General features: G+C 64.0%; 23 protein-coding genes. 8 read left to right on the top strand and 15 right to left on the bottom strand.

Annotated features, from left to right (window positions below; translation table 11 throughout):
• Nucleotides 1-9: 9 nt before the first annotated feature.
• Nucleotides 10-693 carry a hypothetical protein gene (locus BDI24065_RS14140; RefSeq protein ID WP_254609762.1) on the bottom strand — a complete coding sequence of 228 codons (684 nt, stop codon included), beginning with the start codon at nucleotides 691-693 and terminating at the stop codon, nucleotides 10-12.
• A 19-nt stretch (nucleotides 694-712) separates the two neighbouring features.
• Complete coding sequence (locus BDI24065_RS14135; RefSeq protein WP_175031796.1) at nucleotides 713-2,119, bottom strand: zinc ribbon domain-containing protein; 1,407 nt, start codon at nucleotides 2,117-2,119, stop codon at nucleotides 713-715.
• Nucleotides 2,120-2,829: 710 nt separating this feature from the next.
• On the opposite strand from BDI24065_RS14135, the gene BDI24065_RS14130 reads away from it, so the two are divergent.
• The gene (locus BDI24065_RS14130; protein WP_254609761.1) at nucleotides 2,830-3,039 is read left to right on the top strand and encodes a hypothetical protein; all 210 of its coding nucleotides are present in this window, start codon (nucleotides 2,830-2,832) and stop codon (nucleotides 3,037-3,039) included.
• A gap of 49 nt (nucleotides 3,040-3,088) precedes the next feature.
• Here BDI24065_RS14130 and BDI24065_RS14125 read toward each other — a convergent pair whose 3' ends face one another.
• The 5 genes from BDI24065_RS14125 to BDI24065_RS14105 all read right to left on the bottom strand — a co-directional run bounded on the left by BDI24065_RS14125 (nucleotide 3,089) and on the right by BDI24065_RS14105 (nucleotide 8,939).
• The gene (locus BDI24065_RS14125; protein WP_254609760.1) at nucleotides 3,089-4,267 is read right to left on the bottom strand and encodes a porin; all 1,179 of its coding nucleotides are present in this window, start codon (nucleotides 4,265-4,267) and stop codon (nucleotides 3,089-3,091) included.
• A 153-nt stretch (nucleotides 4,268-4,420) separates the two neighbouring features.
• Nucleotides 4,421-5,647, bottom strand: coding sequence for a CaiB/BaiF CoA transferase family protein (locus BDI24065_RS14120; protein ID WP_438820006.1), 1,227 nt, complete (start codon nucleotides 5,645-5,647; stop codon nucleotides 4,421-4,423).
• An 8-nt stretch (nucleotides 5,648-5,655) separates the two neighbouring features.
• Nucleotides 5,656-6,489, bottom strand: coding sequence for an enoyl-CoA hydratase/isomerase family protein (locus tag BDI24065_RS14115; protein ID WP_175031795.1), 834 nt, complete (start codon nucleotides 6,487-6,489; stop codon nucleotides 5,656-5,658).
• A 66-nt stretch (nucleotides 6,490-6,555) separates the two neighbouring features.
• The gene (locus BDI24065_RS14110) at nucleotides 6,556-7,935 is read right to left on the bottom strand and encodes an MFS transporter (RefSeq protein ID WP_175031794.1); all 1,380 of its coding nucleotides are present in this window, start codon (nucleotides 7,933-7,935) and stop codon (nucleotides 6,556-6,558) included.
• A gap of 311 nt (nucleotides 7,936-8,246) precedes the next feature.
• A complete protein-coding gene (locus BDI24065_RS14105; protein ID WP_175031793.1) occupies nucleotides 8,247-8,939 on the bottom strand; it encodes a Crp/Fnr family transcriptional regulator in 693 nt (230 codons plus the stop codon).
• Nucleotides 8,940-9,363: 424 nt separating this feature from the next.
• Between BDI24065_RS14105 and BDI24065_RS14100 the strand changes: the two genes are divergently transcribed.
• Nucleotides 9,364-10,023: a lysozyme gene (locus tag BDI24065_RS14100; RefSeq protein WP_254609759.1), complete on the top strand. Its 660-nt coding sequence runs from the start codon at nucleotides 9,364-9,366 to the stop codon at nucleotides 10,021-10,023.
• Between the two features lie 297 nt (nucleotides 10,024-10,320).
• Here BDI24065_RS14100 and BDI24065_RS14095 read toward each other — a convergent pair whose 3' ends face one another.
• A complete protein-coding gene (locus BDI24065_RS14095; RefSeq protein WP_175031792.1) occupies nucleotides 10,321-10,566 on the bottom strand; it encodes a hypothetical protein in 246 nt (81 codons plus the stop codon).
• On the opposite strand from BDI24065_RS14095, the gene BDI24065_RS14090 reads away from it, so the two are divergent.
• Nucleotides 10,565-11,479, top strand: a complete 915-nt coding sequence (locus tag BDI24065_RS14090) for a LysR family transcriptional regulator (protein WP_175031791.1) — start codon at nucleotides 10,565-10,567, stop codon at nucleotides 11,477-11,479. The genes BDI24065_RS14095 and BDI24065_RS14090 overlap by 2 nt on opposite strands.
• On the opposite strand, the gene BDI24065_RS14085 is transcribed toward BDI24065_RS14090, so the two are convergent.
• From BDI24065_RS14085 to BDI24065_RS14060, 6 genes are all read right to left on the bottom strand, one after another.
• A complete protein-coding gene (locus tag BDI24065_RS14085; RefSeq protein ID WP_175031790.1) occupies nucleotides 11,461-12,582 on the bottom strand; it encodes an alkene reductase in 1,122 nt (373 codons plus the stop codon). The genes BDI24065_RS14090 and BDI24065_RS14085 overlap by 19 nt on opposite strands.
• 32 nt (nucleotides 12,583-12,614) lie before the next feature.
• Nucleotides 12,615-13,358: a hypothetical protein gene (locus tag BDI24065_RS14080; RefSeq protein WP_175031789.1), complete on the bottom strand. Its 744-nt coding sequence runs from the start codon at nucleotides 13,356-13,358 to the stop codon at nucleotides 12,615-12,617.
• 21 nt (nucleotides 13,359-13,379) lie between these two features.
• Entirely contained in the window at nucleotides 13,380-13,784 is a 405-nt protein-coding gene (locus BDI24065_RS14075; RefSeq protein ID WP_175031788.1) for a nuclear transport factor 2 family protein, read from the bottom strand.
• A gap of 69 nt (nucleotides 13,785-13,853) precedes the next feature.
• Nucleotides 13,854-14,615, bottom strand: coding sequence for an SDR family oxidoreductase (locus BDI24065_RS14070; protein ID WP_175031787.1), 762 nt, complete (start codon nucleotides 14,613-14,615; stop codon nucleotides 13,854-13,856).
• A gap of 70 nt (nucleotides 14,616-14,685) precedes the next feature.
• Nucleotides 14,686-15,459 (bottom strand): alpha/beta hydrolase, encoded by a 774-nt coding sequence (locus tag BDI24065_RS14065; protein WP_254609758.1) that lies wholly within the window; start codon nucleotides 15,457-15,459, stop codon nucleotides 14,686-14,688.
• A 146-nt stretch (nucleotides 15,460-15,605) separates the two neighbouring features.
• Nucleotides 15,606-16,613 carry a LysR family transcriptional regulator gene (locus BDI24065_RS14060; protein ID WP_175031785.1) on the bottom strand — a complete coding sequence of 336 codons (1,008 nt, stop codon included), beginning with the start codon at nucleotides 16,611-16,613 and terminating at the stop codon, nucleotides 15,606-15,608.
• 251 nt (nucleotides 16,614-16,864) lie between these two features.
• Between BDI24065_RS14060 and BDI24065_RS14055 the strand changes: the two genes are divergently transcribed.
• Complete coding sequence (locus BDI24065_RS14055) at nucleotides 16,865-17,518, top strand: glutathione S-transferase family protein (protein WP_175031784.1); 654 nt, start codon at nucleotides 16,865-16,867, stop codon at nucleotides 17,516-17,518.
• Between the two features lie 67 nt (nucleotides 17,519-17,585).
• Here the strand turns inward: BDI24065_RS14055 and BDI24065_RS14050 are convergent, their stop codons facing one another.
• Entirely contained in the window at nucleotides 17,586-17,846 is a 261-nt protein-coding gene (locus tag BDI24065_RS14050; RefSeq protein ID WP_175031783.1) for a DUF4148 domain-containing protein, read from the bottom strand.
• Between the two features lie 121 nt (nucleotides 17,847-17,967).
• Between BDI24065_RS14050 and BDI24065_RS14045 the strand changes: the two genes are divergently transcribed.
• The 4 genes from BDI24065_RS14045 to BDI24065_RS14030 all read left to right on the top strand — a co-directional run bounded on the left by BDI24065_RS14045 (nucleotide 17,968) and on the right by BDI24065_RS14030 (nucleotide 23,070).
• Nucleotides 17,968-18,570 (top strand): MarR family winged helix-turn-helix transcriptional regulator, encoded by a 603-nt coding sequence (locus BDI24065_RS14045; protein ID WP_438820005.1) that lies wholly within the window; start codon nucleotides 17,968-17,970, stop codon nucleotides 18,568-18,570.
• 116 nt (nucleotides 18,571-18,686) lie between these two features.
• Complete coding sequence (locus BDI24065_RS14040) at nucleotides 18,687-20,204, top strand: efflux transporter outer membrane subunit (RefSeq protein ID WP_175031782.1); 1,518 nt, start codon at nucleotides 18,687-18,689, stop codon at nucleotides 20,202-20,204.
• 70 nt (nucleotides 20,205-20,274) lie between these two features.
• Nucleotides 20,275-21,435: an HlyD family efflux transporter periplasmic adaptor subunit gene (locus BDI24065_RS14035; RefSeq protein ID WP_175031781.1), complete on the top strand. Its 1,161-nt coding sequence runs from the start codon at nucleotides 20,275-20,277 to the stop codon at nucleotides 21,433-21,435.
• 78 nt (nucleotides 21,436-21,513) lie between these two features.
• Nucleotides 21,514-23,070, top strand: coding sequence for a DHA2 family efflux MFS transporter permease subunit (locus tag BDI24065_RS14030; RefSeq protein WP_175031780.1), 1,557 nt, complete (start codon nucleotides 21,514-21,516; stop codon nucleotides 23,068-23,070).
• The last annotated feature ends 16 nt before the right edge of the window (nucleotides 23,071-23,086 follow it).

Genomic DNA, 23,086 nt, shown 5'->3' with positions numbered 1-23,086 from the left:
GCGGGCCGGTCAGTGTGCGGCGGGGGCGTCGAGCAGCGCGACGACGGTGGCGCCGTCGACTTGCGCGAGCTGGATGCTGGATTGCCGGGTCGAGCCCGGCTTGCCGTTCAGGTAGACCTGGCTTTTCAGCGTGTACGTGCCTTGCGGCGCACCGGACGGCAGTTTCAGCGTGAAGCTGTTGTCGAATTCGCCGCTGCCCGGCGTCGCGTTGACGACCTTCTCGCCGCGCTTGAACTGCTCGCCAGACGGCGCATAGACGGTCACGACTTCCTTGACTTCCTGGACGGGCTCGTTCGTGCCGGACACCGCGCGAATCTGCGAGGCCAGCTTGATCGGTTCGCCGGTCTTGACGGCGGAGCGCGGCGTCACGACCGTGGTGTAGGCGTCGATCTTCGCGTAGGGCGGCAGGTTGTTGCGGTTGTTGGCGCGGTAGTCGCGATCGACTTCGGCCGCCGTCTTCGTCTGCCGCGTCGCGACTTCGATCACGGCGCACGCGGCAAGCCCGGCAACCGCGCCGCCGATCGCACCCTTGGTGCCGCCGATCAGCGCACCGACCAGTGCGCCGCCGGCGCCGAGCGCCGTACAACGCAGCACGGATTCGGACGAGATCCCGCCGGTGCCGTTCTGGGTGGCGCAGCCGCTGGCGAGCAAGGTGACCGCGCAGGCCGCGGCGAGGGTTTTCTGGATTGTCATGTCGGTCTTCTCCGGCGCTTCATTCAAGTGTGCTGTTGTTGCGCAGTGCATCCATCTGCCGCGCCTTCGCCTTGTCGATGAGCGTCTTCGCCGGGCGATTGCCGGGCTCGATCGCAAGGACGCTTTCCGCCGTCGCGACGGCCTTGTCGTACTGGCCGCGCGACAGGTCGCCCTGTGCGCGTTTCAGCAGGCCATCGACGGCGGGCGCGGCCGGGCTGGCCGCCGTGGACGGGCGGACGGGCGCTGTCGGACGCGGCTTGCTGCGCGGTGCCTCCGCAACGGCGGCGGGTGTGGACGGTGCGGGCGTGTCGTCCTGCAGTTTCGCGAAGGGCGACGACTGTTGCGCATTCACGGATGCCGGCGGTGCATTCGGCGCGGGCGGTGTCGCGGGCACCGAAGCCGTCGCGACATTCGTGACGACGGCGGGGCCCGACGCGGGCGAGGTCATGGCTGCGGCGGCAGTGGCCGTATCGATCGGCGCGGACGCCGGTGCGTCAGCCGGCGTCGTTGCAACGACCACGCTGGCGGCGACGGAGCTCGGTCCCGCGATGTCCGATGCGGCGTTGGCCGTGACGGCCGGAACCGCGGATGCGGCGGCCGGTTCGGGTGCGGCGGGTGCGCTCGCCTGGCGGCCGTGCCACCAGAATGCGCCGCCCGCGCAGGCGACGGCGACTGCAACGCCGGCTGCAACGATCTTGAGTTTTGCCGACGTATCGTCGTTCGTCGTGGCGGCCTGCGGTATCGGCCGGGGCACCGCGCCGGATTCGGGGCGCATGGACGGGGCTGACGCCGACGGCGCATCGGGCTCCGGTACGTCGTGAGGCTCGGTAACCGCTTCGACGGCATGCATTTCGGCGGCGGCGAGCGCTGCGTCGGTATGTGCCGATGCGCCCGTAGGCGCGGACTGCACATCCGTGACGACGGACGAGACATGCGACGCAGCGACCACGTCGCCGCGATCGTCTGCCGCTGCCGCGTACGTTGCGGTGGCTGCCGCGTCGTGCGATTGGAGCGGCGCGCTCACGCGACCCGTTACCGTATCGGCGATATCCGTGACGTGCGCGATGTCTTTCGGGAAGGTGTTCGCCGCCGGTGATTCGGCGACGATGTCCGTTTGCGTACCGCATCCGTCGGCGGTGCGGTACGCAGGCTCGTGCAACGATTCCGCGGCCGCGTATCCGGGTTGCGGCGTTGCTTCGACCGGTGGCGCGGGCACCTCGACCTCGATCGCGCCGGCGTCAATGGCCGATGCAACGGGCGTCCCGCACTTGTTGCAGAAACGCTGGTTCGGCGTCAGGACGGCGTCGCAGCCCCGGCACGGTGTGCCGGCTGCTTCCGGCCGCATGGCTGCAACCGGTGTTCCGCATTGCTTGCAGAACTTCAGCCCGCCGGGCAGATCGGTTCCGCAGTGGGTGCACGCAGTCATAATTCAGTAATCCTCTTCTTTTGATCGATCGACGTGACGTCGCCGTGCGGGCATGCGCACGTTTGTCCGAATCGCGGGATGGCGGCGTACCGGCCGCGTGCTACGAAGGCAAGCGACGCGGAGCGGGCCGCTCAGCGCGGGATATCAGGCGGAATTGGGTCGGCCGCGCGGGAAGTGCCGGCGTAGAGAAGAAGAGATCCGGCCGACGTGAATTGGCACGCACGGCCCAACGGATCCGGATGCCCCGGTATTGAATGGCGAGTTCAAGCTTTCCCCGTTTCAGTCGCCAGATTGAATCCGGCTGACTGTTTTCATTATTTCAATTGATAATACAAATGGTCTTCTGCAGCGGATATTACACTGAAATTACGAGGTTTTGCCATCCGTAAGGCACGTGACGGAGCGTGTTTTCGCATGCAAACCTGACCGAATGCGCGGCGCGCACCGTCACCAGCCGGGTGGTGGATTCATCGCGGTGACCACGCGGTTACGCTGCGTGCCGTGGCGCACGCAGGTCTCACCCGCACACTTTGGGACCCGATTGCGGCTGGCGCCATGCCACACGCCGCCGTCTCCAGGGCAGTTGTTGCGCCGCTCGCTCGTGCAACTGCAGTTTCCATTCCGCGATTCTCGTCGACATCGAAGGGAATATCGCTCCGGAGGATTGCTTCCTGAGCCGGCAGATCGTCGACCATCCGCGCGAGAGCGTCGTGCGCTTCTTCGACGATTTCACCGACCGCACCCGCACGGTGCCGGCCTGCGCCAGTGCACTGTACGGGGTTAGTCTGCGCCACAAGGTACGGTCCGAAGCCGTTGGCGGGATTTTCCACTCGATGGTCGACCTGTCCGACAACGATGGTCTGATCGCGGAAATTCATCGGTTTGCAGTTCCCCGGAATTTCCATGCACGGACGAGCTGACGCGCTCGGCCGTGCATGGAACTCACCGCGTCGTTGACGCGCACCGTCGTCAGAATTTGTGCCTGATGCCCGCTATGAAACCCAACTGCGTCGAACCGGTCGCGGCGCTGACGCCGTTAAAACCCTGCAGCTGCGAACCGATCAAGCCGCCTCGATACAACGAGTAATCGGCCTCGAGATACACGTCGGTGCGGCGCGACAGGTCGTAATCTGCGACCAGCTGAACCTGCGTGGCATTACCGTTTCCGCTCGCGGTTTTGCCGTCCTGAAGCGTACGCCAGACGTTCGCGGCAACATGCGTCGAGCGCCCGATCGTCTGGGTAACGCCGCCGAAGAACATTTGACGCGATGAGAACCTGGTATATCCCAGCGCCGACAGCTGGGCCGGCGTGAACGGGCCGTTCGGAATGATGCCGACAAAATTGGGGTCTTCGCGGTTGACCACCCACCCGGCGTTGACTCGCGTATCGCCGAATGTATACGCCGCGCCGGCAGTCCACGCCTTGAAATGGGCGGAAGTATTCGCTGCATCGCGTGTGTCGAGGTAGGCCGCGGCGAGCCGCAACGGCCATGCGGGCGCATAGGTGACGGACGCACCGATCTGGCTACCCGCTCCGAACGCACCGGCCTGGCCACCGAATGCGTACGACAGCTCCAGTATGACGTCGCTCCAGCGAGCGGCGTACTTCACCATGTTGCTCGTCCACGTGCCCTGACCCATGCCGACCTCGGGGCGAAACTCGTAAACCGTCGGAATCCAGGCGTTGCTGATATAGCTCAGTGCGACTGCATCGGCCAGAGGATTGAGCTGTCGACCCAGCGTCAGGCGTCCGAACGTCGAAGACTTGATGCCGATGAACGCCGTGTTGAAGAATGGTAGGGCGGGGTCCGTCGTACCGCTGTTCGTGAAGAAGCGGTTCTCGAGCTGAAATACGACAGTGTTGCCGCCTCCGATGTCTTCCGCGCCACGGAGCCCCCAGTGGCTTTCGCTGAGGCCTCCGTTGGACAGCTGGACGACGTTGTCACCGGACTTGTCCGCATGGGTGGTGTAGCGCACTGCCGTATCGATCAGGCCATACAGCGTGACGGAGGATTGGGCATGTGCCGATACGTCGTGCAACGCGAAACCGGCCAGCAGTAGCGTAAGCAACGCGGATTTCGGTCTGAAGCGACGATGTGCTTCGTTGGACGCAATGCATCGGCCACGCGCAGTGATCTCCATATCCATGTGTCTCCTTTTTTGTTTGGGTAATTGGTTCGCGGATTGATGAATGCCACCATCAATCAATTTATAAGTAATCCGAATAATAAAAATCTAAGAATAGACAACCCGGAGTCGCTTCCGGATGCCGGACAAATCCGGTACGGCCCCGGCGCCGGCTTACGTTGTCGGGTTGTCCTTCGGTTGAGAAATCACGTTTTGCTCGTATAACGCATCGATTTCGTTATCTGTAAAACCGAACTCTGAAAGCACTTCCGTCGAATGCTGGCCGACGTAGGGTGCCGCCGAGCGTGCGTGCGGCGATTCGCCGTCGAAATGGAGCGGGAGCCCGAGCGAACGCGTGGTGCCGCCGTCGGGCCGGTCGACCTCGATCACCATCGACGTCGCCTTCGACTGCTCGTGCTCGAGTGCCTCCCCGACATTCTGTACGGGGCCGGCCGGCACGCCGGCCAGATCGAACTGCTCGACCCAGAATGCGGTGGGATGCGCGGTGAGTGCAGCCGTGATGAGCTGTTCCAGCGCTGGCCGGTTCACGACGCGCGATCGCGCATCGCCGAAGCGCGCATCCTGGGACCATTCGGGGTGGCCGAGCACTTCGGTGATGCGCGTCCAGTTGGACTGGTTGGCGCCACCGATCGCGATTGCTCCGTCCTTGCACTTGAACACCTGGTAAGGCGCAATCAGCGGATGAGCCGTACCCATCGGGCGCGCGACATCGCCATTGAAGAAATAGCCCGCCGCGAACCAGTACATCTGTTGCAGCGAGGCCTGCAGCAGCGAGGTTTCCACCCGGCCGCCCACCCCGGTGCGCAGGCGCTTCACATAGGCGGTCATGCAACCGAGCGCGGCGAGGATGCCGGCATTGATGTCGGCGATCGAGCTGCCGGGCTTGGCCAGCTCGCCGTCGCTCGATCCCGTGACGCTGATCAGGCCCGCGAACGCCTGCAGCACGAGATCGAAGCCGCCCTTGTCGCTCAGCGGGCCGTTCGGGCCATATCCGCTGATCGAGCAATACACGAGCTGCGGATTGCCGGCCCGAAGATCCTCATAGCCGAGGCCCAGCGCATCCATCTTGCCGCGCCGATAGTTCTCGGTGACGATGTCGCAGCTCGCCGCGAGGCGCTTGATCACGTCTCGGCCCGCCGGCTGACGGATATCGACCGCCACCGATCGCTTGCCGCGATTGATCATCATGAAGCTCGGCGGAATGGCCGGCTGGCCCGGACGCGCATATCCGCGCGAATCGTCGCCGCCGGGGAATTTCTCGATCTTGATGACGTCGGCGCCCATGTCCGCGAGCATCAGCCCGCAGATGGGGCCGGCCATGATCTGGGCCAATTCGAGGACACGAACCGACGCAAGCGGGCGATCGTTGGGTTGCATCATGATGTGCCTCACTCGCCCTGGAATGTCGGTTTGCGGTTTTCCGCGAACGCGGCAAGTGCCTCGGCCATATCGTCGGTGCCCAGGCTGTACTTGAAGGCTTCGAACGCTGCGACATCGTCATATTCGCCGCGCGCAGCCTGGTTCAGGATTGCCTTCATCGAAACCACCGGAATCGGCGCCATCGCGAGGAGTTCTTCGGTCCACTTGCGAATCTCGGCATCGAGTGAGTCCGGTGCCACCAGCGCGTCCAGAAAGCCGATCCGGAGCATCTCGGCGGCGTCGATCGTCCTGGACGTCAGGAACAGCTTCTTCGCAGCACCGAGCCCCAGCCGTGAAACCCAGCGCCGAATCCCGTGGCCGTAATAGTGCAGACCCAGGCGTGCGGCGGGCATGAACATCCTGATTCCGTCCACGCCGATCCGGAAATCGCACGACAGCGCAAGGTCGGTCGCACCGCCGTAGACCGGCGCGTGAAGGCGCGCGATCGTGACGGCCCGCGTGTTCTCGATCGCATCGCACAACGCTTCGAACAGGCTGTCCTGGGTGTCTCTCCTGTCGCTGACGGCTTTCCCGAACCGCGTCAGGTCGAAACCCGCGCTGAAACTCTTGCCGCTGCTTTCGAACACGATGACGCGAACGGCCGGGTCCGCGTCCAGTCGATCCAGATGGCCACGCAGCACGGCGACATCGTCCGGTTCGATACGATTGTGGGAAGCCGGCCGATGAAGCCTGATCGTCGCGACGGCGCCGTCGATTGCAAGCGATGGGGGTTGTGCGACCGGGTCCGCAGCGAGAGATGATTCCGCGTCGGAGGGGGAGTGTCTGTCAGGATGGGCGCTCATGATGATCTCCAGGAAATTGATTCAAGGGAAAAGGGGGCACGGCAAGTTCATGTTGCTTGCTGCTCGTCAATCCTCGAGCGCACGCCGAGCCGGGCCCGCGAGGATCGAGCCGCGTCGCAACATGACCACGGCACCGGACGCGAGGAGCAACGCGATGCAATACAGGCCGATGTCGAGACTCCCGCTCAGTGTCTTGATGAAGCCGACGGCGGCAGGGCAAACTGCGCCGGCAATGCCTGAAATGGTGGTGATGGCTGCGATGCCGGCTGGAGCCGCCTCTTTGGGCAACGCCGCTGTCGCCACTGCCCAGAAGACCGGAAGCGCCGAGACCAAGCCCATCGTGCTCAGTGAAAGTAGCGCGAGCGACTGCCACAGCATGTGTGGCGTGAGCGTCGTTGCGGCGAGCCCGAGCGCGGCCAACCCGATGGCGGCCGTGAAGTGGCCGCGATGGGTGCCGAGGGCATCTGAGCGTCGCCCGACGACCAGCATGGCCACGGCGCCCAGCGAATACGGGACGAGCGAATAGAGCCCGATGTGCTGGATGTTCGTGACGCCCAGCCCCTGGATCATGGAGGGTGCCCAGAAGCTGAGCGTATACACGCCGCAGTTGAGCGCGAAGTAGAGGTAGGCGAGCGTGAGAAGAGAGGGATGGCGCAGCGCCGCGATCAGGCCATGATGTGTACTGTTGTTCGTCGGCGCGGCAGCACTTTGCTGCGCGACGATCAAATTGCGTTGGGCCGGCGTCAGCCAGCCTGCGTGCTGAGGCCGATCCGGCAGCCAGAGAAAGGCCGCGATGCCGAGCAGCGAACTCGGCAGGCCTTGCAGGACGTACATCCACTGCCATCCTCGCAGGCCGGATACCTGATCCAGATGATGAATCATCCAGCCGGACAGAGGGCCGGCAATCACGCCGGCGGTGACGCCGGCGGACATGAAGATGGCGATCGCGCGCGCGCGTCGTGCCGGCGGAAACCAGAGCGTGAGATACAGCACGATGCCCGGAAAGAATCCGCCTTCGAACACTCCGAGCAGGAAGCGCACCGTATAGAACCCGTACGGACTCTTGACGAACATCGTCGCCGCCGAAGTGATGCCCCATAAGAACATGATTCTGAGGAGCGTCTTTCTCGCGCCGATTTTCTGCATGAGCAGATTGCTGGGGATCTCGAAGAAGAGATAGCCGACATAGAACATGCTTGCGCCGAGGCCGTACATGGCGTCCGAGAAACCGAGGTCAGGTTTCATCTGCAACTGCGCATAGCCGATGTTGATCCGGTCGAGGTAATTGAAGACGTAACAGACGAAGAGCAGCGGGAGCAGGCGGCGCAATGCCTTTCGATAGGTCTCAGCTTCGAAGCGAAGACGGTCCGCCGCTTCCGAGTGAGCAAGCGCAATCTCGGCAAGAGGGGCCGACAGCGCTGCCTGCGCTCCGGGTTTCGATTGCATGAGGGTGTCTCCGGAATATCGTTGTGAAGGAAATCGGGATCAGCCACGGGTCCGTAGCCGATCTGATTGCCAGAAGTCGTTGGGATCGTATTCCGGGGGGCAGTCAGACGACTGTCATGTAGATTGCAATCCGAGGGATAGCACTAGCGCATGACGAGCGGCGCCGGTGCCGGGCGCGCCAGTGGGCACCCGACAGGCGAAGTCGTCCGGGGAAACGGGGTGGCAGATGCCACGGCGGCGTGGACCGAGGCAAGCAAAGGGACGTGCGCCGGGCAGATCCGTATCTTGAGGAGCCGAACCGCGCGTAATTCCTAGTCGTCTTGACCGATGCGCTGCAGCGCATCAAAGTCGAGAAGGTGGACGTTGCCGTAGGCCTGGCTGATCAGGCCTTGCTTCTGCCACGTCAGCAAATGGGAACTGACGACCTGACGGCTCGCCCCGATCAGTTTTGCCAGATCCTCGTGCGTGACGCGAATGCTCGTGTCTGCCGGCGGCAAGGTCGTCCCGCTTACGGCGCGGGCGAGCGCGACAAGGCGTTTGGCCAGACGCGACGGCACGTCGAGCAGCATCTGGTCTTCGATGACGTCGAACAACTCCTGCGAGCGTTCGGCCATGCGCGACACGATCAGCGAACCGAAGTCGGCGTGGGTGCCGAGCAGGGCCCGGAAATTTTCCACCGGGATATGCCAGAGCCGGCACGGAAGATCGCAGATTGCCCTATGAGACCGCACGCGTCCCGAAACGGAAGCGAGTTCTCCGAAGGTGGAGCCGGGCCCGAGTATGGTGAGCAAGCGCTCGACACCCGACGCCGTTTCGCGGTTGAACCGGACTTGTCCGGAAAGAACGGTGTAGAAACCGTTGGGCGAGTCGCCGCGGCTGAACAGCACGTGGCCGGTGTCGCATTCCAGTACTCTGGATTGGGCGAGTAGCGCTTTTCTCGTTGTGGCCGTCAGCCCGGCCGCCCATGTGTCGAGGAGGGATTCGTCCAGGTCGGGAGTCGGCATCGATGGTTTCCTGGGATAGGCATTGTCCCCGTAGGTGCGGGAAGTATAGGGCACGACGACTTTTCCAGACGATCGGGATCGGGTTGCCGGAGGCGTTCCGACGAGTGAGTGAGCGTTTGGGTTCTTGATGACGCTCGCGAAGGCATCGGCGAGCAGTCGGGCGGTCGCTTTCGAGTGCTTTCTCGCGGCGGTTCTGGACAAACACCGGCGGCCCATCTATAGATGACGAAGCGATGTCGGCGGTTACGCTTCCCGTTTGCTTGCCAGACTCTGCGCTGCCGGAACAGCTTGCTCTGGCGTTGGCTCCGTCATCTCGGGAATTTAAAGGCTTTGGACCACGGCAGACCGTTACGATGCTGAAGTCAAGGCCGTGCCAGGTAACCAGTGATCAGCGACCATGAAATCTACAGGACGGAAAAAACGCATGGATTTTGACATCAAGCCCACGAGATTGATCGCAGCAAGGGAAAAGGCGTTGCGCATGAAAAGTCTTGTTCTTGCTACCGCACTATTGGTCACGACTGCGGTTCCAACGATTTCCTGTGCCTCTGGTTCGCAAGCAAACCTCGAAAGCGGTTGTGACGGCACAGAGACGTGCGTGCCCAAACTGCCGGGCGTCGACGAGCGAACTCGAGGAGGTGTCATGAAAATAAATCAAGCGGGCCTCGGCCTGATCAAGCAATTCGCGGGACTGCGCCTTTCCGCCTACTACAACGTAGTCGGCATTCTCACAATCGGCTACGGCCACACCGGTCCGGATGTCAAGCCTGGCCTCACGATCACCGAGGCCAAGGCCGACGAGCTGCTGAACAGTGATCTTGCCCGCTTCGAAAGCGGCGTCGGCGATCTGGTGAAGGTGCCGCTAAGTGCCAACCAGTTTTCAGCGCTGGTCAGCTTCAGCTGGGATCAGGGCCTCCGAACGCTGCGAAGCTCGACCTTGTTGCGTCTCCTGAACCAGGGTGACTACCGCGGCGCCGCGCAACAGTTCCGGAGCTGGGACAAGGCAGGTGGCCAAGAGCGGAAAACCCTGCTCATGCGACGGGATGCGGAACGCGCGTTGTTCGAGACTCCCGCTCCGGCATAACCGTCGCAACCTTGATGCGAAATACGCTGTACTTGTCGCTGTGGCTTGCCATACATGACATGATCAGCTGGCGATTTCGGGGGGCATGATCGTGAAGCACGGCGACGCCATTTGCAACGCGAAGCACGAACATGCGGCCGAGTGGTTTGCATCCACGCGATATCGAAGCGCGCGCGTAGATGGGATAGGACAGTTCGCTGCGCTCCGGATTGGGCGGAATCGCGTTGGCCAACTCGCTGGGGCGCGCGCAACGAGGGGATGCGTGTCGGTCCCCATGCGAACCAGGGTGCCTTGTCGTCAGGTATTGGGCGAAACCTCAGCAGTCACAGGCTCGGCCGCCGTCGCCGATTCGTCGGCAAGCACCCAGCCAGTTCCGAAAACCGTCCCGTTCGAATGTGGCACGATGTGGCCGGTTGCGTAAGCTGCCCGCGTGGAGCCGGTAGCCCGCGACAAGCCGGACATTGTCAGTCGCCGTTCGACCATCAGCGACGAGAGGATGCACCCTGACAATTCCATTTCAATTCGCCATTGAGATGCGGCCATGGATTACATCGAAAGCATGCGGATTTTCCGGACGGTGGTCGAACTGAAGAGCTTCAGTCGGGCCGCGGAGCATCACGGCATGGCGCCGCCGGCGGTGTCGCGCACCATCGCGGCACTCGAGCAGAAAATGGGATGCCGGCTGTTGAACCGCACGACGCGCCGCGTGTCGCTCACCGAAGCCGCGGAGCGTTTCTACGAAAGCTGCGTGCGCATCATTGACGAGGTGGACACGGTCGAGGCGGAGGTGGCCACGCAGACGCGCGAGCCGAGCGGCGTGTTGCGGCTCGTCGCGCACACGACCGCGACGATCCACCGGCTCGTTCCGCTGATCGCGGACTTCAAGCTGGCGCATCCGAAAGTCGCGCTCGACGTCACGTTGACGGAGCGGCCGGTCGACCTGGTCGGCGAAGGCTACGATCTCGGGATCGTCGTGCCGTTCATGCTGATCAGCGAGACGACCGTCATCCGCCGGCTCGAGCGAATTCCGTTCGTCATCGTCGCATCGCCGGACTATCTGCAGCGTACCTCGACGCCTCGGCACCCGTCCGACTTGAACGACCACCTGTTCGTGCCGCTGTCGCCGTCGATCCGCCGTCCCGACTTGCGCTTCGTGGTCGACGGGCAAGACGTGAACATCACGCTGCGCTTCGACGTGTCGTCCAACAGCCCCGCGTTCAATCGCGAAATGGTGCTGCGAGGCTTCGGCATAGGCATCGCGCCGCTTGCGCTGATCAATCGCGAGTTGGCATCCGGCACGCTGCAGCAACTGCTCGCCGATTTCCCGCTAGCAGATGAGGGTATCGAGCTCCAGCTTGCCTACAGCAATCGCACGCTGTTGCCTGCGAAGGTGCGTGCGTTCATCGATCATGCGGTCGCTTTCTTCGGCGCGTCGGCTCAGGCCGGCACTGCCTGAAACGCGGGGTAGTCGACATAGCCCGTGGCAGTTGCCCCATAGACGTTCGGCCAATCGATGTCTGCCAGTGGGGCATCGACGGCGAAGCGCGCCGGGAGATCCGGATTGGCGATGAATGGGCGGCCGAACGCGACCATGTCGACCAGACCGTCGTCGATCAGCCGGTTGCCGCGTGCACGATCCATGTCGACGTTCGCGATGATGTTGCCGCGATAGTGCGTGCGAAAGTGGCGGAACATCCCGTCGCCCGCGAGCGCGGCCAATGGCGTGGCGGACAGATCGGCCATCGCCCCCATCAACAGCAGGTGCGACAGTCCGTACTGGTTGAGGCGCCCGATCACATACTCGGATGTCGCGAGCGTGTCGTCGTGAGAGACGAATTCACCCGTTTCCGACGTGGCGGGCCCTGTCTTGATGCCGGTGCGATGCGCGCCGATCGCATCGACGACCGCGTCGAGCACCTCGAACAGAAAGCGCGCGCGGTTCTCCGTCGATCCGCCGTACTCGTCGGTTCGCAGGTTCGTACGGACGTTGAGGAACTGGTTGAACAGGTAGTGATATCCGCCCTGGATCTGCACGCCGTCGAACCCTGCGTCGATCGCATTGCGAGCGGCGCGACCGAAGGCGGCAACGGTCCGGCGGATTTCGTCGCGGTCCATCGCGCGCGGTATGACCGTGTCCTTGCGGCCGGTCGTGGTCACGCTGTGCTGTCGCGGATTGACTGCGGAAGCGGAGGGCGGTGCGTTGCCGTCGAGGAAGTCGGGGTGGCCGATCGAGCCGGTATGCCACAGTTGCGCGACGATCCGGCCGCCTGCTCGATGAACGGCGTCCGTCACGGTACGCCAGCCCCGTATTTGCGCGTCGCTCCAGAGCCCGGGTACGTCGGCCCAGCCGACCGCCTCGGGGCTCACGAAGATGCCTTCGCTGACGATCAGTCCGGCCGATGCACGCTGCGCGTAGTACTCGGCGTGCAAAGCTGTCGGTGCGAGGTCGGGATTGCGCGCGCGCATCCGGGTCAGCGGTGCCATCACGATGCGGTTGTTCAATTCGAGCGTGCCGAGCCGGATCGGCTCGAGCAGCGGCTGGTGCGTGTCGGTTTGCATGGTTTTCCGTGGGGCTTGTCGAATGTGGACGCTCAATGCGTGGCCAGCGCGAACGCTTGTTCGGTGTGGAAATCGATGCGTCGAAAGTCGATCGACACCAGGAGCGGCTCGTCCACTTTTTGTCCTGCTCCGTCGTACGCGAACACGCGGCGCGACATCGGGACGATGACACCGTTGATCTCCTGGTAATTCGATGCATAGTTGGCGCCCGGCGCGCCGTCCATCACGTCTACCGTGTAGTCGTGCCGCCGTAGCAAGCCGTCCTCGCCGAAGTAGGAGATCTGCTCGCGGCTGTGGCTTGCGATCGAATCCGGAAACGTGACCTTCAGACGCCGCCAGACCTCACCGTTTTCTTCCCATGCCGGCAGTTCTTCCGTGCGGAAGCCGGGATAGGTATAGAGGAAAGGGATCGTCAGGTAGGTCCAGAGCGCATAGCCGGTGAAGTACAGCGCGTGCAGGCGATCCCAAGGCGTCATCTGGGTTTGCCCTCGATATGACGCACGGGGATCGCGCAGCGTCTCGGCAGCTCCGCCATGCTGCGAATCGATGCGAACGACGTCAGGCTCGAAGCTGCCATGCCAGCCGCCCGCCGCTGCGATCGCGACGGATTGTTTGCGCAGATTCGCCGTGACGCCGATGTCGTGGAACAGGCCCGGTTGACCCTTGACATGCCAGATGGCGCCGCCGATATCGAGTGCCGCCGAGACGGTGTGCTGCTTCGACCAGTTGTCGATCCCGCCGTGCGCGGCCAGCGCCAGTTCAAGTAACGTGCTCATCGCAGTCTCCTTGTGCCGACGTTACTGTTCGCCGGGAAAGGCCTGCCCGAACATCGGGTAGCCGCCCGCCGATTCGCTGCGCTTCGCTTCGTTCTGCAGCACGTCCCAGTGTTCGACCAGCTTGCCATTCTCGATGCGCAGGATGTCCATCGCGATCAGCGCGACGGGGCTTGCCGAATTCGTGTATCGGCTGTGCACCCAGACGAAATCGCCGTTGGCGGCGACCATGTCGTATTCGAAGCGCAGGTCGGGCATCGAGTCCACGAGGCCGAACAGCCCGTCGCGGCCGGCCGGCACGTGCTGGCTGTGCTGTATGTAGTCGTCCGACCAGAACTGCGCGGCCTTGTCGTAGTTCTTGTGGTTGAACAGCGTGTCCAGTGCTTCGAGAACGAAAGCGATGTTCTTTTCTTCCAGTGCGGTAGTCATGATGTGTGCTCCAGTAACGGTATGTCGGATCGATCGCAGTGCGCCACGCATGTCGCGGCGCGTGCGGCTTCATTCGACGGGAATCGGGTTATCGACGATGAACTGGTTGAATTGCTCGACGAACGCGTGCTCGTTCGGCCCCGCGTTGTCGCGCAGCTGTTTCGCCGCTTCGACGATGACTTCGGTCGTCGCGGTCTCGAGCAGCTTCAACGTCTCGGCGATGAATGCGTCGACCGGCATCGCACGCGGATCGTCGCTCTTGTGCACGAGATCGGTGTTGACCCACGGCGGCGCAATTTCGAGCACGCGCACACTGGTGTCGCGCAGTACGAAGCGCTGCGACAGCGTGTACGAGTGGATCGCGGCCTTGGTCGCCGAATAAAGCGCTGTCGCGGCAATCGGCACGTACGCGAGCACCGAGCTGTTGTTGATGATGGTTGCGTCGGGCTGTTGCTTCAGGTGCTCGACGAATGCCGCGCTCACGCGGACGGGGCCGAGCAGGTTCGTATTGACGAGGCGCACGGCCTGCTCGTCGTCGAGCGGGCCGCCCGCGTCGTCGAACGGCATGATGCCCGCATTGTTGATCACGACGTTCAGTGTCGGATAGCGCTTGATCAACTGCGCGGCGACCGTCCGGATCTGCGCCGCGTCGCCGATATCGAGTTCGACGGTATCGATGCCGGGGGTGTGCTGCGCGATTTCATCGAGCAGCGCCTTGCGCCGGCCTGCAACGATGACCTTGTTGCCGCGGTGGTGAAACGCTTCTGCCAGTGCGCGGCCGATGCCCGACGTTCCGCCGGTGATGAAGATCGTATTTCCGGTCAGTTTCATGATGTGTACTCCTGAGTGAATGATATGGATCGAGCTGCTTGAAAATCGGTGAGTCGAACGATTGTCTCGGCTAACCGGCCGCGAGATGACGTTGAAGGAACCCGCTTGCCGCAAGCAGTGCGGGGGCATGCTTGAAAATGTCGGTGCGCGTCGTGTTTGCGTAGCGCGCACATTCCGTCGGAACCCCTGCGGCGATCAGTGCCGCCGCGTAGTGTTCGGCCTCGATATGCAGCGGGTCGTGTGCAACGCTGGCGATGTAGGTTGCCGGCAAACCGGCAAGACGGCGCGAATCGAGCGGCGCGGCATACGGATGCAAGCGCTGCGCGAGGGTAGGCAGATAGGCGCGATAGCCGGCTGCGAGCAAGTCGAGACCCGGGGCGGCCGACATCGTGGATCGGCCGATGCGCGTCATCCCGGGGTCCAGCAGCGGTGCAAGCAGGACCTGCGCGCGGATGCCGATGTCGCCACGGTCGCGGGCGATCGCGGCGAGGGCGGTGGCAATGTTCCCGCCCGCGTCATGGCCTGCGACCGCCAGTTGCCGGTGGTCTGCCCGGACACCGCCTGCTTCCGAGCGCGCCCACCGCAGCGCGCGATACGCATCTTCGACGGCGTTGGGGAACGGAAAGGCCGGTGCAAGCGAGTAGTCGACCGACAACACCCATGCACGCACGGCCTGGGCCAGCGCTTCGCACACGCCGTTCGTGTCGTCGAGCGACCCGGCAGTGAACTGGCCGCCGTGAAAATAGAGGAGGATCGAGAGCCGGCGCCGTTGTGCCGATGGCCGGAAGCTGCGCAGGACAATGGGCTGGCCATGGCCGGTAATGCGTACTTCCTCGACCAGCAAATCCGAACGGGATACGGTAGACATACCATTCAACGCGCAGCGTTCTCGCTTTCAGGAACATGCACGAATTGTGGTCGTTACCGCGGAACCGATAAATCCCGCGTCCACCCCAACAGTGTTCTCTTGAAGAGAACAATGCCCGGCGTTTACGCAATCGGCTCCTCTTCGTCGTCGCCGGCCGGGTCGATCGCGTTGTCGTCGTCGGTATCGATGCTCGTCGGGCGGCATCGCGCATCGGTTTCCGGGTTGCTGCTCATCCGCGGGTGAGTACGAAAGAGCTCCGCGATCCAGTCGACGAACGCGCGCACGGTAGCGGAAAGGTGGCGGTTGTGCGGATAGACCGCCGAAATAGGTAGCGGCGGCGGCTGCCATTGCGCGAGGATTTCGACCAGCTCGCCCGATTCGAGGTACGGCTGCGCCATGAAGCGGGCGCCCTGGACGATGCCGAGACCGTTGAGCGCGCTGACCAGGTAGGCCTCTGCATCGTTGACCGCGAGCGCACCGCGCATCTTCACGTCGACCGTACGGCCGTCGACTTCGAAGGTCAGCGGCATGATCCGGCCCGTGCGCCCCCAGTAGTAGTTCACGGTGCGGTGATTGGCGAGCTCGTCCAGCGTGAGCAGGGTGCCCGATTCGCGAAGATAGGCCGGGCTTGCCACGGTCACGCCCTGGTAGACGCCGACGCGCCTGGCGACGAGCGACGAATCCTGAAGCGTGCCGATACGCACCACGCAATCGATACCTTCCTGCACGAGATCCATCGGCTTGTCGCCAAGGCCGAGCATCAGGTCGATGTCGGGATAGCGCGTCTGGAAATCGCCCATGGCCGGCATCACGATGAGGCGCCCCAGCGCGCCCGGCATGTCTACCCGCAGCTTGCCCCGCGGGGCGCGCTCCTTGCCGAGAAACGAGTTTTCGAGATCGTCGATGTCGGCGAGCACGCGCACGCAACGTTCGTAATAGGCGGCGCCGTCCGCCGTGAGATTGAGGCTGCGGGTGGTGCGTTGCAGCAGGCGCGTTTTCAGATGCGCTTCCAGACCCTGGACGATCACGGTGACGCGCCCGCGCGTCAGGTCGAGCGTCTCCGCCGTGCGCGTGAAGCTCTTGGTTTCCACGACGCGAGCGAATACTCGCATGGCCATCACGATGTCCATTGGTCACTTGCCTCGACAGAACGATGCGTTGAGACCGGCGACACACGCGGCGATGTCGACGCATCTCGCATCGTCGCGATATCGGGGCCGTTACGCCATGCGCGAAGTCTAAACCGCAGCGACCGACGCTGCCAGACGCACGATCATCGACGGGGCGTCGCGTCCGTCGTGCAGACAGGCGGGCGGCCGGCGCGGAAGGGCTTAAACTTTGCCGTTCATGCGGTCCGATTCCTGTCGATGGAGGATTCCCGATGAAACTGGTGGGTCCGTGGCTGTCCGGCTATACGCGCCGGGTAGGCATCACGCTGAATCTTCTGAACATTGCGTTCGAGCATCTGCCGTATCACGCGTACCTGCAGCCGGAACGCGTGGCGGCCTACAGCCCGATGAAGCGCGTGCCGGCATTGCAGCTCGACGATGGGCAGGTGCTCATCGACAGCGCCGCGATCGTCGACTATCTGGACAGCCTCGTGGCGCCGGCCAGGCGCCTGTTGCCGGAAGCCGGCCCGGAGCGCGTCCAGGCAATGCAATTCGTCGGCTACGCGAGCGCCTGTTACGACAAGCTGGCGCGCTATTGCGATGAACTGATGCTGCGTCCCGAAGCCTACCGGCTCGCACATTTGCTGACGGGTTATCGGGAACAGATGAAGATCGGATTCGACGTCCTGGACAGCGTGTCCGCACGACCCTGGCTGCTCGGCGAACGCGTGTCTCAGGCCGACGTCATGACCGTGATCGCATTTCAGGGCGCAGCGACGGTGATGCCCGACATGGTCAACGGCGACGCGTTTCCGCGCCTCGCGGCGCTCGCGCAGCATGCGATGCAATCGACGGCGTTTTCGTCGACGCTGCCAGACCTGAACGACCTGAAAGCGTCGGGACTCGTCGGCACGGGTGCCGGGTAGTCGTGCAATCAATCATCGCGCGAGCCACGCTGGCGAGCGCGGGAAACGCCCGTCGAAAAACTCGTCTTTATTGCCGGGCCAGCGCCTGCTGGCCGCCGAAGTCCGTCGCATCGGCGCCCTGGGCCGCACGCTGACGCGCAATCTTTTCCTCGGCAGCGCGCAAGCTTTCAGCGTAGTAATAATCCATCGGGTTGTATCCGGCCTGCTCGAGCTCGATGAGCTCCTGGCGGACCTGCGCGCGCGTCAGCGGCTGGCTGCTCTGGGCGAACGCGAACGCCGGCGCGGCGAATACCGATGCGACGGCGATGGTTCGGATCAGGGGTTTCATGGCGATGACTCCGGAGATTGGGCGACGCGACACATGTCGAGTTCGTTGACCGGAGCTTAGGAGCGACCACGGACCCGATAAATGGGCATCGCCCCAAATCGGTATTCCGTTTCGGACAAAAATGCCGACGCGGGGCTTCACACCCGCCGGCGAGCCTGCCAGCCTGTTCTCCCGCGCGCCACACCGGGCAAGCCGACGCATCGCGCAGCCGATCCTTGCGCAAAACAACAACAATCTCATGGCGCGAGCGGCATCGCTTGTCGGCGCCTGCGTCACTACGCTTCGGGTCATGGACTCGAATGACTTCCCCGACGACGACTGTTTCGCGCTGCGCCAGGCCTCCCGGCATATCTCGAGGCTCTACGAACGCCACCTGTCCGAAGTCGACATCACACCCACGCAGTTCAGCATCCTCGGCATGCTGGATCGTCATCCGCATTCGACGATGACCGAGCTGGCCAAGGCGATGGTGATGGACCGGACGACGGTCGTGCGGGCGCTCCAGCCGTTGCTCAAGCGCGGCCTGGTCGCCGCGTCGGAGAAGGGTGACGGGCGGCGCCGGCTGCGCTTCGTGCTGACCGGGCGAGGCGCCGGGAAGCTGGACGAGGCGGCAGCCTACTGGGTCGCCGCGCAGGACAGCTTTGAACGCAGTTTCGGCGAACGGCAGGCGGCGCATCTGCGCAGCGAACTGTTTCGAATGACGCGCGACGAGTCCGAACTGTAATCACGCAATAACCGATTCGTGCAGACCCGCGTACCGGCGTGCGAATCCACTGATGTCGATGTGTGCATATGCACCAAAAAACTTTGCCGAATTTCTAACCTGACGAGCGTACAGAAATGGAAGCGAAGAACACCTCCCGCCCCAAGCCGCGATCGAGTGCGCTGACGGCCTCGATCAGCGCGATGGCCATGGCGTTGAGCCTGGCCGGATGCGTCAACTACGCGGGCATCCATAGCGACAAGCACATTGCCTCCCCCGCGACGTACGAGACGAAAGCGAGCCTGCCGGCCGAAGGCGGGCAGTGGCCGGCAATGGACTGGGCCGGCCAGTTCGGCGATCCGCAACTTCCCGCGCTGATCGACGAGGCATTGAAGGGCAACCCGACGATCGACCAGGCGCATGCCCGCATCGAGCGCGCCACGTCGTACGTGGGCACCGCAAAGTCGGCGCTGTATCCGAATGCGACGGCCAGCTACGCGTGGACGCGCCAGCGTTATACGGAAAACGGCATCGTGCCGCCGCCGTACGGCGGCTCGTGGCAGAGCGAGAACACGCTGCTCGCGAGCGCTTCGTGGGATCTCGACCTGTGGGGCAAGAACCGCGAGCGGCTGCGCCAGGCGGTCTCCTCGGAAAAGGTGGCGGACGCCGAAGCCGAGGAAGTGCGCATCACGCTCGCCGCGTCGGTGGCGAGCACCTATAACCGGCTGGCCCAGCTCTATGCGCTGCGCGATATCCAGGTTCGCGAAGTCGGCAATCGCGAGACGATCTCGCGCATCACGAACGGCCGCGTGAACGCCGGACTCGACAGCAACGTGGAGCGGCAGACGGCCAACGGCGAAACCGCGACGAGCCGTTCCAGCGTGAGCGATCTCGACGGGCAGATTACGACGGTGCGTTACCAGCTCGGCGCGCTCCTCGGCGCGGGCCCGGATCGGGGCCTGCAGATCGCGAAGCCGTCGCTCGGCATCGGTGCCCGTGTCGCGCTGCCCGACAACCTGCCGGCCGACCTGCTGTCACGCCGCCCGGACATCGTCGCTGCCTACTGGAAGGTGGACGCAGCCGTTCACGACGTGAAGGAAGCGAAGGCCGAGTTCTACCCGGACGTCAACCTGTCGCTGGCCGCCGGCCTCGATGCGTTCGGCTGGGGCCGCTTCCTGACGGCGGGCAGCCGGCAGTTGCAGGCGGCGCCCGCGATCCATCTGCCGATCTTCGACGCCGGCGAGTTGCGTGCGCAACTGAAGGGGCGCTATGCGGACTTCGACTACGACGTCGCCACCTACAACCAGACGCTGATCAACGCCCTGTCGGATGTCGCGACACAGGTCACGCAGATCCGCTCGACGGACCAGCAACTGGTTGACGCGCGGCAGGCGCTGGACGCGCAGACCAGTGCATATCAACTCGCCGTCGCTCGCTACCGGGCAGGGCTGACCCAGCAACTGCAGGTGCTGAACGCGGACGACAACCGGCTGGCGGCCGAGACGGCCGTCGTCGATCTCGAGATGGGCCGCCGCACGCAACAGATCGGCCTGATCCGCGCACTCGGCGGCGGCTTCGACGCGTCGAGCGCCGGTCTCGCCGCGACGGCACAAACCCCGATTCCCGGATCGCCGGCACCCAAGACGGCGCAATGAACGACTTGTCCGGTGCGTATGCACGCGCCGGACGGCAAGACACATACCTCGAACTTCACTGGAGCGAATGATGAACACCCCTGATGCACAACCGACCGATGAACCCGTCAAGAAGCCGGGCAAGCGCAAGGCGCTGCTCGCCCTGGTAGCCGCGTCCCTCGGAATCGCCGGTGCTGCCTACGGCGCCTACTACTTCCTCGACGCGCGCTATCACGTCGACACCGACGACGCGTACGTGAACGGCAACGTCGTGCAGATCACGCCGCAGGTGTCGGGCACGGTCATCGCGGTCAACGCGGACAACACGCAGATCGTGAAGGCGGGCGAACCGCTCGTGCAGATCGATCCGGCAGACGCGAAGATCGCGCTGCAACAGGCCGAGGCCAACCTCGGCCAGACGGTGCGCAAGGTTCACGGTCTCTATGTCGACGACGACAAGTACCGCGCAAACATCGCGGAACGGCAGTCCGATCTCGCGAAGGCGCAGGACGACCTGCGGCGCCGCCTGTCCACCGGCATGGCGGGCGCGGTATCGGACGAGGACATCTCGCATGCGCGCGATGCGGTCCGGTCGGCGCAGGCCTCGCTCGACGCCGCGAAGCAGCAGCTCGGCTCCAATCGCGCGCTGACGTCGAACACGACCGTCGACCAGCACCCCGACGTGATGGCCAGCGCCGCGCGCGTGCGCGATGCGTATCTGGCGTATTCCCGCACGACGTTGCCGGCCCCCGTCACCGGCTACATCGCGCAACGTTCGGTTCAGGTGGGCCAGCGTGTGTCGCCGGGGGCCGCGCTGATGTCGGTCGTGCCGCTGAACCAGGTGTGGGTCGATGCGAACTTCAAGGAATGGCAGCTGCGCCATATCCGCATCGGCCAGCCGGTCGAACTGATTGCCGATGTCTACGGTTCGTCGGCCGTGTACCACGGCAAGGTCGTGGGCTTCACGCCGGGCACCGGCTCGGCGCTCGCGCTGCTGCCCGCGCAGAACGCGACGGGTAACTGGATCAAGGTGGTGCAGCGGCTGCCGGTGCGGATCGAGATTCCGGCTGCGGAACTGGAGAAGCATCCGTTGCGCGTCGGACTGTCGATGAATGTCGACGTCAACGTGAAGGATCAGGGCAGCGCCGGCCTGGAAGCTGATCCGCCGTCGATCTACAAGACCGACGTGTTCGCGAAGTACGGTGACAAGGCCGATGCCGCGATCGCCGACATCATCGCCGCGAACAAATGACCTCCCGCCGCTCGCCGAGCGGGTGCGCCGAACCGCGTGCGCCTGCTTCGCCGGACCTACCGTAACCGGATCATTACCATGAACACCAATCATCCGAATCCTCCTCCGCTGACGGGAGCAACACTCGCGCTGGGCTCGTTTGCCGTGGGCCTTGCGGGTTTCATGACCGTCCTCGATTCATCGATCGCCAACGTCGCGATCCCCACCATCTCGGGCAACCTCGGCGTATCGGTCGACGAGGGCACCTGGGTCATCACCGTTTTTGCCGCCGCCAATTCCGTCGCGATTCCGCTGACCGGCTGGCTGACGCAGCGGCTGGGCCAGGTGCGGCTGTTCGTCGGCTCGATCCTGTTGTTCGTGCTCGCTTCCTGGCTATGCGGCATCGCGCCGTCGCTGCCGATCCTGCTGTTCGCGCGCGTGCTGCAGGGCGCCGTGGCCGGGCCGTTGATCCCGATGTCGCAGGCGCTGCTGCTCAGTTCCTGGCCAAAGGCGAAATCGTCACTGGCGCTGTCGCTGTTCTCGATGATCGTCGTGACCGGGCCGATCGTCGGGCCGTCGCTGGGCGGCTGGGTGACGGACAGCTACGCGTGGTCGTGGATCTTCTACATCAACATCCCGGTCGGGCTGTTCGCGGCGGCGATGGTGTGGATTCTCTACCGCAAGCGCGACACGCCGACCCGCAAGCTGCCGATCGATTTCGTCGGGCTGACGTTGCTGATCGTCTGGGTCGCGTCGCTGCAGGTGATGCTCGACAAGGGCAAGGACCTCGACTGGTTCTCGTCGAACACGATCATCGTGTTGACCGTCGTCGCCATCGTGGGGCTCGTGCTGTTCGTCATCTGGGAGCTGACCGACAAGAATCCGGTGGTCGACCTGACGCTCTTCAAGCAGCGCAACTTCCTCGGCGGCACGATCTCGATCGCGGTCGCGTACGCGATCTTCTTCGGCACACTGGTGCTGTTGCCGCAGTGGATGCAGGAGTACCTCGGGTACCGCGCGGTCGACGCCGGGCTCGCCACCGCGCCGCTCGGCATCTTCGCGGTGATCGGCGCGCCGATCATGGGCAAGCTCCTGCCGCGCTCGGATGCACGCGTCATCGGCACGTTCGCGTTCGTCGGCTTCGCGATCGTCTACTACATGCGCTCGTTCTTCTACACGGACCTCAGCGAGGGCTACATCATCCTGCCGACGTTGTTGCAGGGCATCCCGATGGCGCTGTTCTTCGCGCCGCTGACGGTGATCATCCTGTCAGGCCAGCCGCCGGAAAAGGTGCCGGCCGCGGCAGGGCTGTCGACCTTCGCGCGGATGTTCTTCGGCGGGATCGGCACGTCGCTCGCGGGCGTCGTGTGGAACAACCGGACCATCATGCACCACGAGATCCTCACGCAGCAGTCGAGCCCGACCAACCCGATCTTCAATGCGCAGATGGATGCCTACCATTCGACACTGGGCCTCGGTCAGGGCTCGTCATATGCACTGTTCGACCACGTGGTGCAGACGCAGGCGGCGATGCTCGGACTGAACGACGTGTTTTACGGCGCGGCGCTCGTCATGATCGTGATCATCCCGCTGATCTGGATCACCAAGCCAGGCAAGGCCGGTGGATCGAGTGACGCGGCCGCGGCTGCGCACTGACAGGCGGCCGGCGAAG

This window comes from Burkholderia lata, from assembly GCF_902499025.1.
Classification (GTDB): Bacteria; Pseudomonadota; Gammaproteobacteria; order Burkholderiales; family Burkholderiaceae; genus Burkholderia; species Burkholderia lata_C.
Note: the sequence above shows the minus strand (reverse complement) of the source record. Positions and strands in the feature narration are given on the sequence as shown.

Coding starts and splice junctions, on each gene's coding strand:
- BDI24065_RS14060 (WP_175031785.1), bottom strand. CDS start 16,613: ATGGACATCGTGATGGCCATGCGAGTATTCGCTCGCGTCGTGGAAACC.
- BDI24065_RS14080 (WP_175031789.1), bottom strand. CDS start 13,358: ATGAGCACGTTACTTGAACTGGCGCTGGCCGCGCACGGCGGGATCGAC.
- BDI24065_RS14050 (WP_175031783.1), bottom strand. CDS start 17,846: ATGAAACCCCTGATCCGAACCATCGCCGTCGCATCGGTATTCGCCGCG.
- BDI24065_RS14100 (WP_254609759.1), top strand. CDS start 9,364: ATGGATTTTGACATCAAGCCCACGAGATTGATCGCAGCAAGGGAAAAG.
- BDI24065_RS14040 (WP_175031782.1), top strand. CDS start 18,687: ATGGAAGCGAAGAACACCTCCCGCCCCAAGCCGCGATCGAGTGCGCTG.
- BDI24065_RS14085 (WP_175031790.1), bottom strand. CDS start 12,582: ATGCAAACCGACACGCACCAGCCGCTGCTCGAGCCGATCCGGCTCGGC.
- BDI24065_RS14125 (WP_254609760.1), bottom strand. CDS start 4,267: ATGGATATGGAGATCACTGCGCGTGGCCGATGCATTGCGTCCAACGAA.
- BDI24065_RS14090 (WP_175031791.1), top strand. CDS start 10,565: ATGGATTACATCGAAAGCATGCGGATTTTCCGGACGGTGGTCGAACTG.
- BDI24065_RS14140 (WP_254609762.1), bottom strand. CDS start 693: ATGACAATCCAGAAAACCCTCGCCGCGGCCTGCGCGGTCACCTTGCTC.
- BDI24065_RS14105 (WP_175031793.1), bottom strand. CDS start 8,939: ATGCCGACTCCCGACCTGGACGAATCCCTCCTCGACACATGGGCGGCC.
- BDI24065_RS14095 (WP_175031792.1), bottom strand. CDS start 10,566: ATGGCCGCATCTCAATGGCGAATTGAAATGGAATTGTCAGGGTGCATC.
- BDI24065_RS14115 (WP_175031795.1), bottom strand. CDS start 6,489: ATGAGCGCCCATCCTGACAGACACTCCCCCTCCGACGCGGAATCATCT.
- BDI24065_RS14135 (WP_175031796.1), bottom strand. CDS start 2,119: ATGACTGCGTGCACCCACTGCGGAACCGATCTGCCCGGCGGGCTGAAG.
- BDI24065_RS14110 (WP_175031794.1), bottom strand. CDS start 7,935: ATGCAATCGAAACCCGGAGCGCAGGCAGCGCTGTCGGCCCCTCTTGCC.
- BDI24065_RS14035 (WP_175031781.1), top strand. CDS start 20,275: ATGAACACCCCTGATGCACAACCGACCGATGAACCCGTCAAGAAGCCG.
- BDI24065_RS14045 (WP_438820005.1), top strand. CDS start 17,968: ATGCCGACGCGGGGCTTCACACCCGCCGGCGAGCCTGCCAGCCTGTTC.
- BDI24065_RS14030 (WP_175031780.1), top strand. CDS start 21,514: ATGAACACCAATCATCCGAATCCTCCTCCGCTGACGGGAGCAACACTC.
- BDI24065_RS14120 (WP_438820006.1), bottom strand. CDS start 5,647: ATGATGCAACCCAACGATCGCCCGCTTGCGTCGGTTCGTGTCCTCGAA.
- BDI24065_RS14070 (WP_175031787.1), bottom strand. CDS start 14,615: ATGAAACTGACCGGAAATACGATCTTCATCACCGGCGGAACGTCGGGC.
- BDI24065_RS14075 (WP_175031788.1), bottom strand. CDS start 13,784: ATGACTACCGCACTGGAAGAAAAGAACATCGCTTTCGTTCTCGAAGCA.
- BDI24065_RS14055 (WP_175031784.1), top strand. CDS start 16,865: ATGAAACTGGTGGGTCCGTGGCTGTCCGGCTATACGCGCCGGGTAGGC.